This window comes from Sulfitobacter sp. G21635-S1 (genome assembly GCF_027213915.1).
GTDB lineage: Bacteria > Pseudomonadota > Alphaproteobacteria > Rhodobacterales > Rhodobacteraceae > Sulfitobacter.
Genome location: NZ_JAPWGV010000015.1, coordinates 23,368 through 37,878 on the forward strand (window position 1 = coordinate 23,368; position 14,511 = coordinate 37,878).

The window sequence follows — 14,511 nt, forward strand, 5'->3', positions numbered from 1 at the left end:
AGGGCTTGGGCGGGATCCGGCCGCCGGGTTCAGGAGGATGCTGCGGCGTAGTGACGTACTTCGGACCCGGGCATTGCCGCGGTTTTCAGCAGGTCGAACATATATTGCGCGACCGAGCGGAAGCAGACGATGCGTGCCGAGGTGCCATCCGGCATCCAGAAGGCGGCAGGCACCTGGGCAAAGCGGGTGCGGCGGAACATGGTGCCGCTGAACTGATCCGGGTGCATGTCCACCGGGGCCAGTTTCGCGATCACCTCGCGCGCGTGGTCGCCCTTGATGTCGAAGACCGCCCGCGCGTCCGAGACGTTGACCACCAGCGCATGGCTGCCCGCCAGCTTTTCGCGAAGATCTGCCAGACGGTCCTGCACATCCGCATAAGCACAGATGATCAGCAGTTCGTCCGGCGACATCCAGGCGATGCCCTGGCTGCCCTGGGTGTTGCAATGTCCCTGCTCGGGCAGGTTGACGCCGCCTGCGGCCACAGCAGCCTTGACCAGCGCCTTGTCCGACAGGTCGCCGCGCAGGGTGATCATGCCGATGGGGCCGATTTCGGATATTGTCACCAGACCGGTGTCGTCAGAGATATTCTTGAGCGCGCTTACAGGATCAGACATTCTGCTTTTCCCCGTCCTTGTCATAGAAAACCGGATCGACGATCCGTGCCTCGTAAACCTTGCCGTCCACACCGGGGAAGCTGATCACCTCGCCCATGCGGTCGGGTCCGTGCAGGACCAGCCCCATGGCGATCCCCTTGTTCAGGTTGGGCGAATGATAGCTGGAGGTGACCCGCCCGATGGTGTTGCGCTGACCGTTGTCGTTGGTCCCCTCGCCCACCGCATAGGCACCATCCGGCAGGGTGCTGCCATCGGTGGTTTCCAGCCCGACCAGTTGCCAGCGCTCGGGGTCGGTCATATGGCTGCGCGCCTGGGCGCGTTTGCCCAGGTAATCCTCTTTCTTCTTGGAGATTGCCCAGTTCAGGCCCAGATCCTGCGGGATCACGGTGCCGTCCGTCTCGTCCCCGATCATGATGAAGCCCTTTTCGGCGCGCAGGATGTGCAGCGCCTCGGTGCCATAGGGCATCACGCCCAGATCGGCACCCACCGCCATCAGCGCATCCCAGAGCGCCTGACCATGGCTGGCATCCACCGCGATCTCATAGCTCAGCTCACCCGAGAAGGAGATGCGATAGACCCGGCAGGGATAGCCGCCCAGCGTGCCATCAGCCCAATCCATGAAGCCCAGCGTCTCCTTGCTGACATCCATGCCACCCAGGCGCTCCAGCGCCTGCCGGGCATTGGGGCCGACCACGGCGATCTGCGCGTATTGCTCGGTCACATTGGCGACATAGACCTGCCAGTCCCACCATTCTGTCTGCAGCCATTCCTCCATATGGGCATGGATGCTTTCGGCACCGCCGGTGGTGGTGTGGCACAGCCAGGTGTCTTCGTCGATCCGGGCAACCACGCCGTCGTCGATCAGGAAACCGTTTTCGTTGCACATCAGCCCGTAGCGGCATTTGCCCGGCTTCAGGGTCGACATCATGTTGGTGTAAAGCATGTCGAGGAAACGGCCCGCGTCCGGCCCCTTGACGATGATCTTGCCGAGGGTGGAGGCATCGAGCAACCCGAGGTTCTCGCGCACGTTCTTCACTTCGCGCATGACCGCGTCATGGGTGCTTTCGGAACCACGTTTGAAGGCATAGGGCCTGCGCCACTGGCCCACGGGCTCCCATTCCGCGCCGTTGGCGTCGTGCCAGCCGTGCATCGGGGTGCGGCGCAGCGGCTGGAAGGTGGCACCGCGCGCCCCGCCCCCGATCGCGCCCATGGAAATGGGGTGATAGGGCGGGCGGAACGTGGTGGTGCCGACCGTCGGGATCTCTGCATCCAGCGCGCCGGCCAGCGTGGCAAGCCCGTTGATATTGCTGAGTTTCCCCTGATCCGTCGCCATGCCCAGCGTGGTGTAGCGCTTGGCGTGTTCGACGCTGACGAAACCTTCCTGAGCCGCCAGCCGCACGTCTGAGACCTTGACGTCGTTCTGGTAGTCCAGCCAGGTTTTCTCACGCAGCTTGGCGCTGGCGCCATGGGGCATCATCCAGACCGGTGCCAGCGGTGCTTCCTCGCGGCGGGCAGCATTGGGGGCGCTGATGTCGCGGGGCAGCTTGAAGCCCAGTGTCGTCAACACACCGTCCGCCGCCGCATGCGCGTCATGCAGCACGTCGTCCAGCGGGAACATGCCCGAAGCCGCCCCTGCGGTGGTGACAAAGCCGACGCCATCCGCGCCTTTTGGCGGGTTATCCACATCCGGGCTGAAACAGGCCCGCTTGCTGTCCCAGCGCAATTTTCCGCCGCAATGGGACCACAGGTGCACCACCGGAGACCAGCCGCCGGACATGGCAACCGCATCGCAGGCGATCTCTTCCAGCACCGCGCCCTCGCCCGCCTGCGAACAGATCGCGACACCGGTCACACGCTTGCCACCTTTCACGGAGGAAATCGCATGGCCCATCAGAATGCGGATGCCCAGGGCACGGGCCTGCGCAACCAGTTCGCTGTCCTGCGGCAGCACGCGCGCATCGAGGATCGCAGGCACGTCGAGGCCGGCATGCTTGAGCGCAATTGCCGTAAGGTAAGCATTGTCGTTGTTGGTGACCAATACCGTGCGATCCCCGACCGATACGCCGAAGTTCACCAGGTAATCGCGCATGGCACCGGCCAGCATCACACCGGGAATATCGTTTCCGGCAAAGCTGAGGGGGCGTTCGATGGCGCCGGTGGCGGTGATCACATGACCTGCCCGGATGCGCCACAGACGGTGGCGCGGGCCTGCCTTGGCCGGTGCGTGATCGGTCAGCTGTTCATAGCCCAGGACATAGCCGTGGTCATAGACCCCTGCCCCCATGGTGCGCGGGCGCAGCTGGACATTTTCCATCTGCGAAAGCTCTTCAAGAATTTCTTCCACGAACTTATCCACAGGCTTGCCATCGACAGTGCCACCATCGACCGGCGCGCGCCCGCCAAAGTGGTTGGTCTGTTCCAGCAGCAGCACACGCGCGCCGCTGCGGCCTGCGGTCCGCGCAGCCTCCAGCCCCGCGACCCCGCCGCCGACGATCAGAACGTCACAGAAGGCGTGGAAATGCTCGTATGTGTCCTCGTCCCGCGCCTTGGGTGCCTTGCCCAGACCGGCGGAGTGGCGGATGAAGGGCTCGTAGACATGTTTCCAGAAGCTGCGCGGATACATGAACATCTTGTAGTAGAAGCCCGCGGGCAGGAACTTGCTGAGGTGGGTGTTGATCGCGCCCACGTCGAATTCCAGGCTGGGCCAGTGGTTCTGGCTGGAGGCTTCCAGCCCGTCGAACAATTCGGTCGTGGTGACACGCTGGTTCGGCTCGAACCGGCCTTCGCGGCCCAGATTGACCAATGCGTTGGGCTCTTCGGGGCCTGCCGCAACCACGCCGCGCGGGCGGTGGTACTTGAACGACCGGCCCATCAGCATCTGGTCGTTCGCCAGCAGCGCCGAGGCAAGCGTATCGCCCTCGTAACCGCGCAACTGCTTGCCGTTGAAGGTGAAATTTACCGGTTTGGCGGTGTTCAGCAGGCGTCCGCCTGTGGCAAGTCTGGTGCTCATGAACGCGAACCTTTGTGCGGGCGGAGGGTGCGGGAGCCTCCGGCGGGGATATTCAGGGCCAAAAAGAGAATGGGTGTCGGGATCATGTTCGCGGGTCCGGCGCATCGGGACGGCGGTCGGCGATCTGGTCCAGTATCTCCTGCGGCGGCTCGACGGTCTGGGCGCTGTAGCTGCCGAAAATTTCAAGCGTCATGGTGCAGCGCGCGACATGGAACCATTTCCCGCAGCCGTATTGGTGCCGCCAGCGTTCGAAATGCACGCCCTTGGGGTTCTTGCGCATGAAGAGGTAGCCTTCGAATTCATCCTCGGATGATCCGGGGCCAAAGCGTTTCAGATGCGCCTCGCCGTGGGCGTGGAATTCGGTTTCCTCTGCGGTCACGCCGCAGTTCGGACAATGGATGGTCAGCATGGCGATGTCCCGTGGCATTGGGGCGCAGACAGGCGCGAAAAGGGCGAGAGAACGGCAAAAAGGCCGATGCCCGCAGGGGCATCAGCCTGAATGCAGGTGGTGTCGTTGGTCTTATTCGGTTGCAGCAGGTGCGGTTGCGTCGCCGCCGGAGTTGTCCGTGGCAGGGGCAGGCGCTTCGCTGTCGGCCGCAGGTGCATCTGCGGCAGGTGCAGTTGCGGACGGCGCTGTGCCTTCGACGGTGATGTTGACGTCGTTTGCGCCTGTGCCGGCGCCATCATAGCCGCCGCCAAAGACGAAATAGGCAAGGACCGCCACGACAAGGACCAGCGCCGCGACGATGATGCCGACGCTGTTGCCGCCCGACGTGGTGGTTGTGGTTGTTGTTGTGTTGCGCTCCGCCGTGGTGCGGTGCTCGGGGTTTGTGTTCTCGGAATGTGCCATGACCTGGTTTCTCCTTCGTTTCCCTTGATCAGGGACACAACGAAAGAAGTAACCAACCGGTTCCGGCCTGCGGACAGCGCAACACCGCGCACCGGCGCATTATCGCCTGTGCCGTGCAAGCTCCGGGACAACATCGGATGCGCGGCCATCAGTGTGCCACCCCTGCCGCGACGGATTCGTCGATGAAGCGGCCTTCGGTAAAGCGGTTCAGGCCAAAGGCGTCGGTCAGGGGCGAGCGGCCCTTGGCGATCAGTTCCGCCATGGCCCAGCCCGATCCGGGGATCGCCTTGAATCCGCCGGTGCCCCAGCCGCAGTTCACGAAAATCCCCTCGACCGGGGTCCTGGACAGGATGGGCGAGCGGTCGCCGGTGACATCGACGATCCCGCCCCACTGGCGCAGCATCTTCAGGCGGCTGACCATCGGGAAGGTCTCGATCAGGGCGCGCACGGTTTCCTCGATATGGTGGAAAGACCCGCGCTGGGTGTAGTTGTTGTAGCCGTCGGTGCCGCCGCCGATGACCATCTCGCCCTTGTCGGATTGCGACATGTAGCCGTGCACGGTGTTTGCCATCACAACCACATCCATGCAGGGTTTGATCGGCTCGCTGACCAGCGCCTGAAGGGCAACGGATTCAATCGGCAGGCGGAAACCGGCCATATCGGCCAGATGTCCCGAATGGCCCGCGACCACCATGCCCAGCTTGTCGCAGTCGATGTCGCCACGGGTGGTGGAGACACCGGTGACCTTGCCGCCGGTCTGGCGGATGCCGGTCACTTCGCATTTCTGGATCACATCCATGCCCATGTCTGAGCAGGCCCGCGCATAGCCCCAGGCCACGGCATCGTGCCGCGCAGTGCCGCCGCGCGCCTGCCACAGCCCGCCCAGCACCGGGTAGCGTGGCCCGTCCAGGTCGATGATCGGCACCAGTTCCTTGACTCGCTGGGGGCTGATGAATTCGGTGGTCACGCCCTGCAGCGCATTGGCATGGGCGGTGCGCTTGTATCCGCGCACCTCGTGCTCTGTCTGGGCCAGCATGATCACGCCGCGCGGGCTGAACATCACGTTGTAGTTCAGGTCCTGGCTCATGGTTTCGTAGAGCGAGCGCGCCTTTTCGTAGATCGCCGCCGACGGGTCCTGCAGATAGTTGGAGCGGATGATGGTGGTGTTCCGGCCGGTGTTGCCGCCCCCCAGCCAGCCCTTTTCCAGGATCGCCACATTGGTGATGCCAAAATTCTTGCCCAGGTAATAGGCCGTGGCCAGCCCGTGCCCGCCCGCGCCGATGATGATCACATCATAGCGCTTTTTCGGCTCGGCATCGCGCCAGGCTCGGGTCCAACCGCTGTGGTGGCGCATCGCTTCACGGGCCACTGCAAAAACGGAATATTTCTTCATGCTCTCTGGGTCCCTGCTTGGCTGGAGTAGGCAGATTCGGGTGGTGCGCGGTCGCTTACCCCGTTCTGGCTGTCTTGACCAAAAAAGGAATAATGGCCACGGCACTCCTTGGCAAATTTGCGACATGGGTCGCGATTGTTGCAGGCGCGCCGTGAGGGTGGTCAAAATGTCCCCTTTTGTGCATGGGGTTGAATGACTAGGTATTCTTGAATTCGAATCTGTCGGGGACTGCATGACGTTCTGGATCATCACCTGCGCGATGGCGATCATGGTCGCTGCCCTTTTGGGGCGCGCGATGGCGCGTGGCGCAAGGGCCGGGACGGAGGATGCGGCATCCTATGATCTGCGGGTCTACCGCGACCAATTGGCCGAAGTGGAACGCGACGTGGCACGTGGTGTCATCCCCGCCGAGGATGCCGAACGCGCAAGGACAGAGATTTCGCGCCGCATTCTGGCGGTGGGTTCCACAGCCGGGAAAACCCCCGCTGCCGGCAGGGGTTCACCGCGCGTCCTTTATGGGTTGCTGGCGCTTGTGGTGGTTGCCGGGTCCTTGCTGCTTTACCGCACCGTGGGTGCGCCGGGCTATGGTGATCTGGGCCTGGCCGACAGGATCGCCTTTGCCGAAGAGATGCGCGAGAACCGTCCCAGCCAGCAGACCGCCGAGGAAAGCCTGCCGCCGATGCCCGCAGAACCGGGCATTACCGAAGAATTCCAGACCCTGATGACCCGCCTGCGCGAAACGGTCGCGACGCGGCCGGAAGATTTGCAGGGCCACCGGCTGCTGGCAAGCAACGAGGCGCGGATTGGCAATTTCTCGGCGGCGGCAGTGGCGCAGCAAGAAGTTTTGCGGATCAAGGGCGAAAGCGCCACCGCTGCCGATTACAGCGATTACGGCGAATTCCTGATTCTGGCGGCGGGGGGATATGTCTCTCCTCAGGCGGAAACGGCGCTGCGGGCGGCGCTGGCGCGCGATGCGCAGGACGGGCGGGCGCGCTATTATGTCGGGCTGATGATGGTGCAGACCGGACGCCCGGATGTTGCCTTCCGCATCTGGGACGGGTTGCTGCGTCGCGGCCCCGAGGATTCGCCCTGGATCGCCCCGATCCGTGCCCAGATCATGCCGGTCGCGGCGCTGGCCGGGGTGGACTATGAAATGCCGCAGCCAACTGCGGCGCGCGGCCCCTCTGCCGAGGACATCGAGGCCGCGGCGGAAATGAGCGCGCAAGACCGGATGGAGATGATCGGCGGCATGGTGGCAGGCCTGTCTGACCGTCTGGCGACCGAAGGCGGCCCCGCGACAGACTGGGCGCGGCTGATCACCTCGCTGGCGGTGCTGGACCGCGCCGAGGAAGCCCGGCGCATCTATGACAACGCATTGGAGGTCTTTGACGGGGATGCCGCCGCGCTGGATATCATCAGCCGCGCGGGTCAGCAGGCCGGGGTGGCGGAATGATATACGAAGATATGGCGGAATTTGCCGCTGCCCTGCCCCCGATGTCCGCGCTGATCGGGCTCGACCTGGGGGAAAAGACCATCGGTGTCGCGGTCAGCGACAGCTTCCTGAGCGTGGCAACGCCGCTGGAAACCATCCGGCGCAAGAAATTCGGGCTGGATGCCGCGCGCCTGACAGAGATCATTCGCGACCGGCGCATCGGTGGGTTGGTGCTGGGATTGCCGCGCAACATGGACGGCTCCGAAGGGCCGCGCTGCCAGTCCACCCGCGCCTTTGCCCGCAACTTCGACCGGCTTTTGCCGCTGCCGATCACCTTCTGGGACGAGCGGTTGAGCACGGTCGCCGCCGAACGCGCGCTGCTGGAGGCGGATACGACACGAAAGCGTCGCGCGGAAGTGATTGATCACGTCGCAGCGGGCTATATTCTGCAGGGCGCGCTGGACCGTCTGGCGGTGATGCGCAGGCAGGGAGCCGGGGATGACTGACGAGATCTGGAAGCGCGCCGAAATCGAAAGCCCCTGCGTCAAGATCTGCGTGGTGCATCCGGAGTCGCGGCTGTGCACGGGGTGCCTGCGGTCGATCGACGAGATTGGCCGCTGGTCCCGGATGACACCGGAAGAACGGCACGAGATCATGGCGGAATTGCCGGGCCGGGCGGGTCAGCTGACCAAACGCCGGGGCGGCCGGGCCGCGCGCATGGCGCGGCAGGGTAAATAAACCGGATAAAAGCGGGTTGTTGTCAGCGGTTGCCGGCAATCTGGTAGAGCAGGTCGAGCCCGAAATCCGCGGTGATCGCCCCTTCGGCGCCGGTCGGAGCGTGGTTGCCATTGGCGGCGAAACGGCTCAGCCGGGCAAAGCTGCATTTGCGTTCCAGTGCCGCGGCCTGGAGTTTGCCGAATGCCATTGTTGTGCGGCCGTTCTGAGTGGCGTTCCAATACGCCACTGCGCCGTCGGGCCCTGTCAGAATAATGTTCATTTTGCCGTCCCAAGATCGAAAAATTTATGATCCATGAATTGCTGCAGGAAAAGGCAACAATGAGGCGCAGTCGAGGTGATTGTTGGGAAATCGGGCGGATGTTCAGCCGTTCAGCCAGGCGGAGGCGGAAATTTGTGGCCGGAAATAGGCAATCATCCGACCCTCCGACGGGGCTGTTGCGCCTTTGGCCCAGGGGGCGACACCGTGCAAGAGATGGCGGTGCAGCAAGGTGGCCTGCCCCGGTCTGGCCAAAACCTGCACCGGTTCAATCGCCTCGAAAACCCGGCGCCTTGCGGCACCATAGGCTTCGGTCAGATCAACCGTTTCCGGGGCGCGGTCCCCGATGGCGCGGCGCAGGGCATCGCCCATGATCCTGTGACTGCCCGGCCAGACCATCAGCGGTGCGGCGTCCGCCTGGTTCAAAGGCAGGCCCAGGATGAAACCATGCGGTTCACGCAGGTAGCGGCGGCGTGCCGCATCCTCGGGCAGCAACCCGTCCACATGCGCGGCATGACGGTTGATGCGGAACCGGTGGTTGGCGCCACTCTCTGACGGGTCCTGCCCCGGATAGCCGGGATAGACGATGGACAGTTGCGCGCGGTGCCAGTGGTCCGGCGGTTCGATGAAATCCACCCAGGTTCCATGAAGCGGCACACCGCCGATGCTGCCGTCCGGGTCATTGGGCAATGCATCCACGCCGACAAACCAGGTGTCCGCGTGACGCAGGTTATCCGCACGGATGGCCGGATCGCGCGCAAGCTCCAGCGCAACGCGATGCGCTGCCTGCGCCCAGCGCAGGGTGGCCGGGTCCGGGTCGAATACCCGGAAGCCGCTCACCAGCCCAGTGCCTTGCGGATCATGTTCAGCGCCACGAGGATCAGGAAGACCGAAAACACCCGTTTGAGCGGTTTCGGGTCCATCGCATGGGCCAGCCTGACCCCCAGCGGCGCGGTGATCAGCGTCATCGCGATCACGATGCCAAAGGCGACGAAGTTGACTGTCCCGATGGTCAGCGGCGGCACCCCCGTGGACATAGGAACAAACAGGAAGCCGATGACAGATGGCACCGCGATGAGCACGCCAAAGCCTGCCGCCGTGGCGACAGCCCGGTGAATCGGGGTTGCATAGAGGCTCATCAACGGCACGCCGAAACTGCCGCCCCCGATGCCCATGAGCACCGACAGGAAGCCGACAGCGGGCGAGAGCAATGCACGGGTGATCCCCCGCGGCATTGCCGCCCCCAACCGCCATTCCGACCGGCCCAGCCCCATGTAGAGGCCCACAACCAGCGCAAGACCGCCAAAGATCGCCTGCAAGGTGCCCGAGCGCAATTGCGCGACCAAAAGCATCCCGAGCACGGCCCCGATCACGATTCCCGGTGCCCAGCCGCGCAGGATGTCCCAATCGACGGCCCCCTTCCGGTTATGGCTCAGCACGGAGCGGACCGATGTGACGATGATTGTCGCCAGGGAGGTCGCCAGACACATCTGCATCAGCTGCGGCCCCTCATAGCCAAGGGTCTGAAAGGCATAGAAAAATGCGGGAACCAGAACGATGCCGCCACCGACACCCAGAAGCCCCGCAAGGACGCCGGCAAAGGCACCGATAAAGGCCAGAAGCACCCCCATCTGGATCAAAAGCATCGTCTCTGGCATGGAGTATCTCCTCTTTGACGCCCCCTGCTACACCGCCTGCGCCTGCTGCGCCAGCGCCTCGATCTCGGCCAGTGCCTGCGCCACCAGTTCGGGCCCCGCGCCCGGCTTGCTGGCCCCTTCGGACAGGCTCCGCCGCCAGCCGCGCGCCCCGGGGCGGCCCGCGAAAAGGCCCAGCATGTGCCGGGTGATCTGGTTCAGCCGCCCGCCCCCCGCCAGATGCGCCTCGATATAGGGGAGCATGTCGCGGACGGCCTGTTCCGGCGTGCTGTCAGGACCTGCGCCAAAGATGCGCCGGTCTGCCGCGCAGAGGATCTCTGCCGGGCTGTGATAGGCAGCGCGCCCGACCATGACGCCGTCCAGCCCCCCGTCCAGAAAGGCCTCCGCCTCTTCCAGCGAGCCGATGCCGCCGTTGACCGAAATATGCAGGTTGGGGAAATATTCCTTCATCAGATGGACAAGCGGGTAATCCAGCGGCGGGATGTCGCGGTTTTCCTTGGGGCTGAGCCCCTGCAGCCAGGCCTTGCGTGCATGGATGCTGACACGGGTGCAGCCGGCGGCCACGATCCGGGCCAGAAAATCCGGCAGGACGTCGCGTGGTTCCTGTTCATCGACGCCGATGCGGCATTTGACCGTCACCTCCACATCCACTGCTGCCCGCATCTCGGCCACGCAATCCGCCACACGGGCGGGGTCTTTCATCAGCACCGCGCCAAAGGTGCCCGATTGCACCCGGTCAGAGGGGCAGCCGCAGTTGAGGTTGATTTCGTCATAGCCCGCATCCGCGCCAAGCCGCGCCGCCTGCGCCAGTTCGCGCGCATCGGAACCGCCAAGCTGCAGCGCCACGGGGTGTTCGCTGACGTCATGTTCCAGCAGATGCACCGCACCGCCGCGCACCAGCGCAGGCGCGGTCACCATCTCCGTATACAGCAACGCCCGCCCGCTCAGCAGCCGATGCAGATAGCGGCAATGGCGGTCTGTCCAGTCCATCATGGGGGCGACGGACAGACGGGACGCGACGTGGACCGCTCTGTTTCTTTCAGAATTCAGCATAGAACCTTGACCTGACCGGTGCGATTTTCGAGCTTTCGCCACCGGTGGCGCGATATGCGCCACCGGCAATTCGCTGAACTAACAGAATCACATCCCGAATGAACAGCCCCCGGTTTCCCGGAAAGTTGCACCGTTCAGCCTGCAGTGCCGGTTTTCGGACTGATCATCGCTCCCACGCCGGTAAAGGATGAGGGATCAGGCGCGAATGGTTCCGTTGACAGGACAGCGAAAGACCATCTTCCGCTATCCCCGTTTGCAGCCATCCGCCGTGCAATATTCTTTAAGTGCGGATCTGACACCCTGCTGCCAGATCAAACGCAGCCAATGTTCGAACCGCGTCGAGAAGGCCTCCTGCCCGGCAAGGTCGCCGTAGATGCCGGTCATCTCCAGCCAGGCGGCGGGGCGGTCGCGCGCGGCTTTGGCTGTTTCGGTCAGCTTGTCCCACATCGGATCGTTCGGTTCGATCACGCTGCCATCCTCGCGGGTGCCTTCGCACATCCGCGCCCAGCAGGCCTCGACCAGGGCCAGACCGTCCAGCGGCAGCCCTCCCGCCAGCGCCCGGCGCACCAGAGGCAACACGAATCCGCTGTGCCGCGAACTGCCGTCAAAGGCGACGCGGCGGGTGGTATCCTCGATCTTCGGATTGGAGAACCGCGCCGCGATCAGGTCGACATAGGCCACCGGGGTAATCTCCGGCACTGGCGAGACATGGGGCACGATTTCGCGCAGGGCCACCTTGCGGAACAGCCCGCCCACCCCGGGATCGGCCATGCAGTCAGAGATCGTGGCAAGCGACAGGATTTCACCCGCATTCGCGATCACCTGGTGCCCGGCGTTCAGGATCCGGATCTTCATGGTTTCATAGGCGTGGACATTGTTCGAAAATGTTGCCCCCGCCTGATCCCAATCCGGCCTGCCCGCGCAGAAATCATCCTCGATCACCCATTGGCGGAAATTCTCGTGGCAGACCGGGGCTGCATCCTCGATGCCCAGCGCGCGGGCCTGGGCGATCTGGGCGGGGCCGGTGGCGGGCACGATGGAATCGACCATCGAATTCGGAAAGCTGCAATTGCCATTGATCCAGCCCGCAAGCTCCGGGTCCTGCATCCGGGCCAGGCCGACGATGATCTGGCGCAGAATATCGCCGTTGCCCTGCAGGTTGTCGCAGCTTTGCGCGGTAAAGGGGCCTGTGCCCGCGTCGCGGCGCAACCGCAGGGCCGCCACCATCGCGCCAAAGGCAGTGCGCGGATTGTCCGGGTTCTGCGCATCATGCAGTATGTCCGCGTGGGTCGCGTCAAAGGCCTTGCTCACCGGGTCGATGAAATAGCCGCCTTCGGTCACCGTCAGGGCCACGATGCGGATGTCGGGCTGAGCCATGCGGGCGATCAGGGGGCCGTTACCCTCCTTGATCGGCACATAGTCGATCATCGCGCCCACAACCTCCGCTGACTGCGATGAGGGCGACAATTCGATCAATGTGGTCAGGTAATCCTGCCCGGCCAGCCGCAGGCGCATCGCCTCGTCATAGGGGCGCACCCCGGCGCCCACGATCGCCCAGTCGAGCGCCGCACCCTGCTGCATCAGCCGGTGCAGATACCATGCCTGATGTGCGCGGTGGAAATTGCCCACGCCGATGTGGACAATGCCCGGCGTCAGGGTGCTGCGGTCATAGACCGGCCGCAGGATGTCGTCGGGCAGGTCGGGGAGTGTGGCGTTGGACAGTTTCATCTCAGCTCATCCATTGGCCGCCGTCCACATTGTAGGTCTGGGCAACGATGTAATCCGCCTCGGCAGTGGCGAGAAAGACCGCCATGCCGGTCAGATCCCCGGCCCGGCCCATCCGGCCAAAGGGCACGGCCTCGCCGACTTCGCGCTTTTTCTGGCCCGGGGCCTTGTTCTCGTATTTGGCAAAGAAGGCATCGACGCCGTCCCAATGCTCCCCCTCCACCACGCCGGGGGCGATGGCGTTCACGTTGATGCCGTGCTGAATGAGGTTCAGGCCGGCAGATTGGGTCAGGCTGATGACCGCCGCCTTGGTCGCGCAATAGACTGCGACCAGGCTCTCGCCGCGGCGGCCCGCCTGGCTGGCCAGGTTGATGATCTTGCCGCCGCCCCCCTGCGCGATCATCTGCCGTGCCACCGCCTGCAGGGTGAAAAGGCATCCTGACACGTTGATGTCAAAGGCGCGCTGATAGTCCTCGCGGGTGATCTCGATGATCGGGGCCGCGGTAAAGATCGCGGCGTTGTTGACCAGGATGTCGATCTTGCCGAAACGGGCGACCGCAGCTTCGATCGCTGCGTCGATGCTGGCCTGATCGGTCACGTCCATTGCCACGGCGCAGGCGTTTTCGCCCATCGCCGTGGCTGTCTGCACTGCTCGTTTTTCGTCGATATCCGCGATCACCACCTGCGCGCCTTCGCGCAGGTAGGCTTCCGCGAAGGCCTGTCCGATGCCCCGCGCCGCGCCGGTGATCAGCGCGGTCTTTCCTGCCAGTCGTTTCATCCGATCCGCAATCCTGCTGCATCAAAGCGGTGGATTTCATCCGAACGGGGCGAAAGATGGATCGTATCGCCGTGGGTCAGGCTGATGTCACCGATGGCACGGACGGTCAGCGTGTCGGCCAGCCCGGTGTTGTGGATGTGAAAGAACGTGTCGGAGCCAAGGTGTTCGGCCACGCCAACGGTGCCCTGCCAGGTGCCGCCGCTTTCGACCACGTCGATATGTTCGGGCCGGATGCCGATGGTATGGGCGTCATGTTTCGCCGCCTCCTCGCCGGTGATCAGGTTCATCTTGGGCGATCCGATGAAACCGGCGACAAAAGTGTTGCGCGGGGTGCGGTAAAGCTCAAGCGGGCTGCCCACCTGTTCGATCACACCTGCCTGCAGCACCACGATCTTGTCGGCCATGGTCATCGCCTCGACCTGGTCGTGGGTGACGTAGATCATCGTCGTGGCCAGCTTCTTGTGCAGTTCGGAGATTTCCATCCGCATGCCCACGCGCAGGGCGGCATCGAGGTTTGACAGCGGCTCATCAAACAGGAAGGCCGCCGGTTCGCGCACGATGGCGCGGCCGATGGCGACCCGCTGGCGCTGGCCGCCGGACAATTGGCCGGGGCGGCGGTCGATATAATCGGCCAGGTTCAGCACCTGTGCCGCCGCATCCACGCGCCGGTCGATTTCGGTCTGGTCCATCTTGGCCATCTTCAACGGGAAGGCAATGTTCTTGCGCACCGTCATATGCGGGTAAAGCGCATAGGACTGGAACACCATCGCCAGCCCGCGCCGCGCCGGAACCACATCCGTTGCATCCTGGCCGTCGATCTCGATATGGCCGGTGGTGATGTCCTCCAGCCCCGCGATCAGGCGCAGCAGGGTGGACTTGCCACAGCCCGAGGGGCCGACGAAGACGGTGAATTCGCCATCCTTGATGGTCAGATCCAGCGGCGGGATGACCTGCACATCGCCAAAGGATTTCGTAACCTGTTTAAGTTCAATCTGTCCCATAATTCC

15 protein-coding genes are annotated in these 14,511 nt (G+C 64.0%); 3 read left to right on the top strand and 12 right to left on the bottom strand.

All coding sequences use genetic code 11. From position 1 onward, the window contains the following. Positions 1–29: 29 nt before the first annotated feature. The 5 genes from O4H53_RS15060 to O4H53_RS15080 all read right to left on the bottom strand — a co-directional run bounded on the left by O4H53_RS15060 (position 30) and on the right by O4H53_RS15080 (position 5,867). Complete coding sequence (locus O4H53_RS15060) at positions 30–614, bottom strand: sarcosine oxidase subunit gamma (protein WP_269365004.1); 585 nt, start codon at positions 612–614, stop codon at positions 30–32. Next, a complete protein-coding gene (locus tag O4H53_RS15065) occupies positions 607–3,624 on the bottom strand; it encodes a sarcosine oxidase subunit alpha family protein (protein ID WP_269365006.1) in 3,018 nt (1,005 codons plus the stop codon). The genes O4H53_RS15060 and O4H53_RS15065 overlap by 8 nt, the downstream gene beginning before the upstream one ends. An 82-nt stretch (positions 3,625–3,706) precedes the next feature. After that, positions 3,707–4,033, bottom strand: coding sequence for a sarcosine oxidase subunit delta (locus tag O4H53_RS15070; RefSeq protein WP_269365186.1), 327 nt, complete (start codon positions 4,031–4,033; stop codon positions 3,707–3,709). 111 nt (positions 4,034–4,144) lie between these two features. Next, positions 4,145–4,474: a hypothetical protein gene (locus O4H53_RS15075; protein ID WP_269365008.1), complete on the bottom strand. Its 330-nt coding sequence runs from the start codon at positions 4,472–4,474 to the stop codon at positions 4,145–4,147. 148 nt (positions 4,475–4,622) lie between these two features. Then, positions 4,623–5,867: a sarcosine oxidase subunit beta family protein gene (locus O4H53_RS15080; protein ID WP_269365010.1), complete on the bottom strand. Its 1,245-nt coding sequence runs from the start codon at positions 5,865–5,867 to the stop codon at positions 4,623–4,625. Between the two features lie 232 nt (positions 5,868–6,099). On the opposite strand from O4H53_RS15080, the gene ccmI reads away from it, so the two are divergent. Genes ccmI through O4H53_RS15095 form a run of 3 tightly spaced genes read left to right on the top strand, consistent with a single transcriptional unit; the run spans position 6,100 to position 8,037 of the window. Then, positions 6,100–7,320, top strand: a complete 1,221-nt coding sequence (gene ccmI, locus O4H53_RS15085) for a c-type cytochrome biogenesis protein CcmI (RefSeq protein ID WP_269365012.1) — start codon at positions 6,100–6,102, stop codon at positions 7,318–7,320. Continuing rightward, complete coding sequence (gene ruvX / locus O4H53_RS15090; protein ID WP_269365013.1) at positions 7,317–7,805, top strand: Holliday junction resolvase RuvX; 489 nt, start codon at positions 7,317–7,319, stop codon at positions 7,803–7,805. The genes ccmI and ruvX overlap by 4 nt, the downstream gene beginning before the upstream one ends. Continuing rightward, complete coding sequence (locus O4H53_RS15095; RefSeq protein ID WP_269365015.1) at positions 7,798–8,037, top strand: DUF1289 domain-containing protein; 240 nt, start codon at positions 7,798–7,800, stop codon at positions 8,035–8,037. Before ruvX ends, O4H53_RS15095 begins: the two co-directional genes overlap by 8 nt. Positions 8,038–8,059: 22 nt before the next feature. Here the strand turns inward: O4H53_RS15095 and O4H53_RS15100 are convergent, their stop codons facing one another. From O4H53_RS15100 to O4H53_RS15130, 7 genes are all read right to left on the bottom strand, one after another. Next, positions 8,060–8,296, bottom strand: coding sequence for a hypothetical protein (locus O4H53_RS15100; protein WP_269365017.1), 237 nt, complete (start codon positions 8,294–8,296; stop codon positions 8,060–8,062). Positions 8,297–8,398: 102 nt separating this feature from the next. After that, positions 8,399–9,133 (bottom strand): hypothetical protein, encoded by a 735-nt coding sequence (locus tag O4H53_RS15105; RefSeq protein WP_269365019.1) that lies wholly within the window; start codon positions 9,131–9,133, stop codon positions 8,399–8,401. Beyond that, positions 9,130–9,951: a sulfite exporter TauE/SafE family protein gene (locus O4H53_RS15110; RefSeq protein WP_269365021.1), complete on the bottom strand. Its 822-nt coding sequence runs from the start codon at positions 9,949–9,951 to the stop codon at positions 9,130–9,132. Before O4H53_RS15110 ends, O4H53_RS15105 begins: the two co-directional genes overlap by 4 nt. A 27-nt stretch (positions 9,952–9,978) precedes the next feature. Continuing rightward, positions 9,979–11,001, bottom strand: coding sequence for a tRNA dihydrouridine(20/20a) synthase DusA (gene dusA, locus O4H53_RS15115; RefSeq protein ID WP_269365023.1), 1,023 nt, complete (start codon positions 10,999–11,001; stop codon positions 9,979–9,981). A gap of 243 nt (positions 11,002–11,244) precedes the next feature. Beyond that, positions 11,245–12,729: a mannitol dehydrogenase family protein gene (locus tag O4H53_RS15120; RefSeq protein WP_269365026.1), complete on the bottom strand. Its 1,485-nt coding sequence runs from the start codon at positions 12,727–12,729 to the stop codon at positions 11,245–11,247. Position 12,730: 1 nt separating this feature from the next. After that, positions 12,731–13,504, bottom strand: coding sequence for an L-iditol 2-dehydrogenase (locus O4H53_RS15125; protein ID WP_269365028.1), 774 nt, complete (start codon positions 13,502–13,504; stop codon positions 12,731–12,733). After that, positions 13,501–14,505, bottom strand: coding sequence for an ABC transporter ATP-binding protein (locus tag O4H53_RS15130; protein ID WP_269365049.1), 1,005 nt, complete (start codon positions 14,503–14,505; stop codon positions 13,501–13,503). The genes O4H53_RS15125 and O4H53_RS15130 overlap by 4 nt, the downstream gene beginning before the upstream one ends. Positions 14,506–14,511 lie beyond the last annotated feature (6 nt).

Coding starts and splice junctions, on each gene's coding strand:
- O4H53_RS15125 (WP_269365028.1), bottom strand. CDS start 13,504: ATGAAACGACTGGCAGGAAAGACCGCGCTGATCACCGGCGCGGCGCGG.
- O4H53_RS15110 (WP_269365021.1), bottom strand. CDS start 9,951: ATGCCAGAGACGATGCTTTTGATCCAGATGGGGGTGCTTCTGGCCTTT.
- O4H53_RS15130 (WP_269365049.1), bottom strand. CDS start 14,505: ATGGGACAGATTGAACTTAAACAGGTTACGAAATCCTTTGGCGATGTG.
- O4H53_RS15095 (WP_269365015.1), top strand. CDS start 7,798: ATGACTGACGAGATCTGGAAGCGCGCCGAAATCGAAAGCCCCTGCGTC.
- O4H53_RS15075 (WP_269365008.1), bottom strand. CDS start 4,474: ATGGCACATTCCGAGAACACAAACCCCGAGCACCGCACCACGGCGGAG.
- O4H53_RS15070 (WP_269365186.1), bottom strand. CDS start 4,033: ATGCTGACCATCCATTGTCCGAACTGCGGCGTGACCGCAGAGGAAACC.
- ccmI (WP_269365012.1), top strand. CDS start 6,100: ATGACGTTCTGGATCATCACCTGCGCGATGGCGATCATGGTCGCTGCC.
- dusA (WP_269365023.1), bottom strand. CDS start 11,001: ATGCTGAATTCTGAAAGAAACAGAGCGGTCCACGTCGCGTCCCGTCTG.
- O4H53_RS15080 (WP_269365010.1), bottom strand. CDS start 5,867: ATGAAGAAATATTCCGTTTTTGCAGTGGCCCGTGAAGCGATGCGCCAC.
- O4H53_RS15060 (WP_269365004.1), bottom strand. CDS start 614: ATGTCTGATCCTGTAAGCGCGCTCAAGAATATCTCTGACGACACCGGT.
- O4H53_RS15065 (WP_269365006.1), bottom strand. CDS start 3,624: ATGAGCACCAGACTTGCCACAGGCGGACGCCTGCTGAACACCGCCAAA.
- ruvX (WP_269365013.1), top strand. CDS start 7,317: ATGATATACGAAGATATGGCGGAATTTGCCGCTGCCCTGCCCCCGATG.
- O4H53_RS15100 (WP_269365017.1), bottom strand. CDS start 8,296: ATGAACATTATTCTGACAGGGCCCGACGGCGCAGTGGCGTATTGGAAC.
- O4H53_RS15120 (WP_269365026.1), bottom strand. CDS start 12,729: ATGAAACTGTCCAACGCCACACTCCCCGACCTGCCCGACGACATCCTG.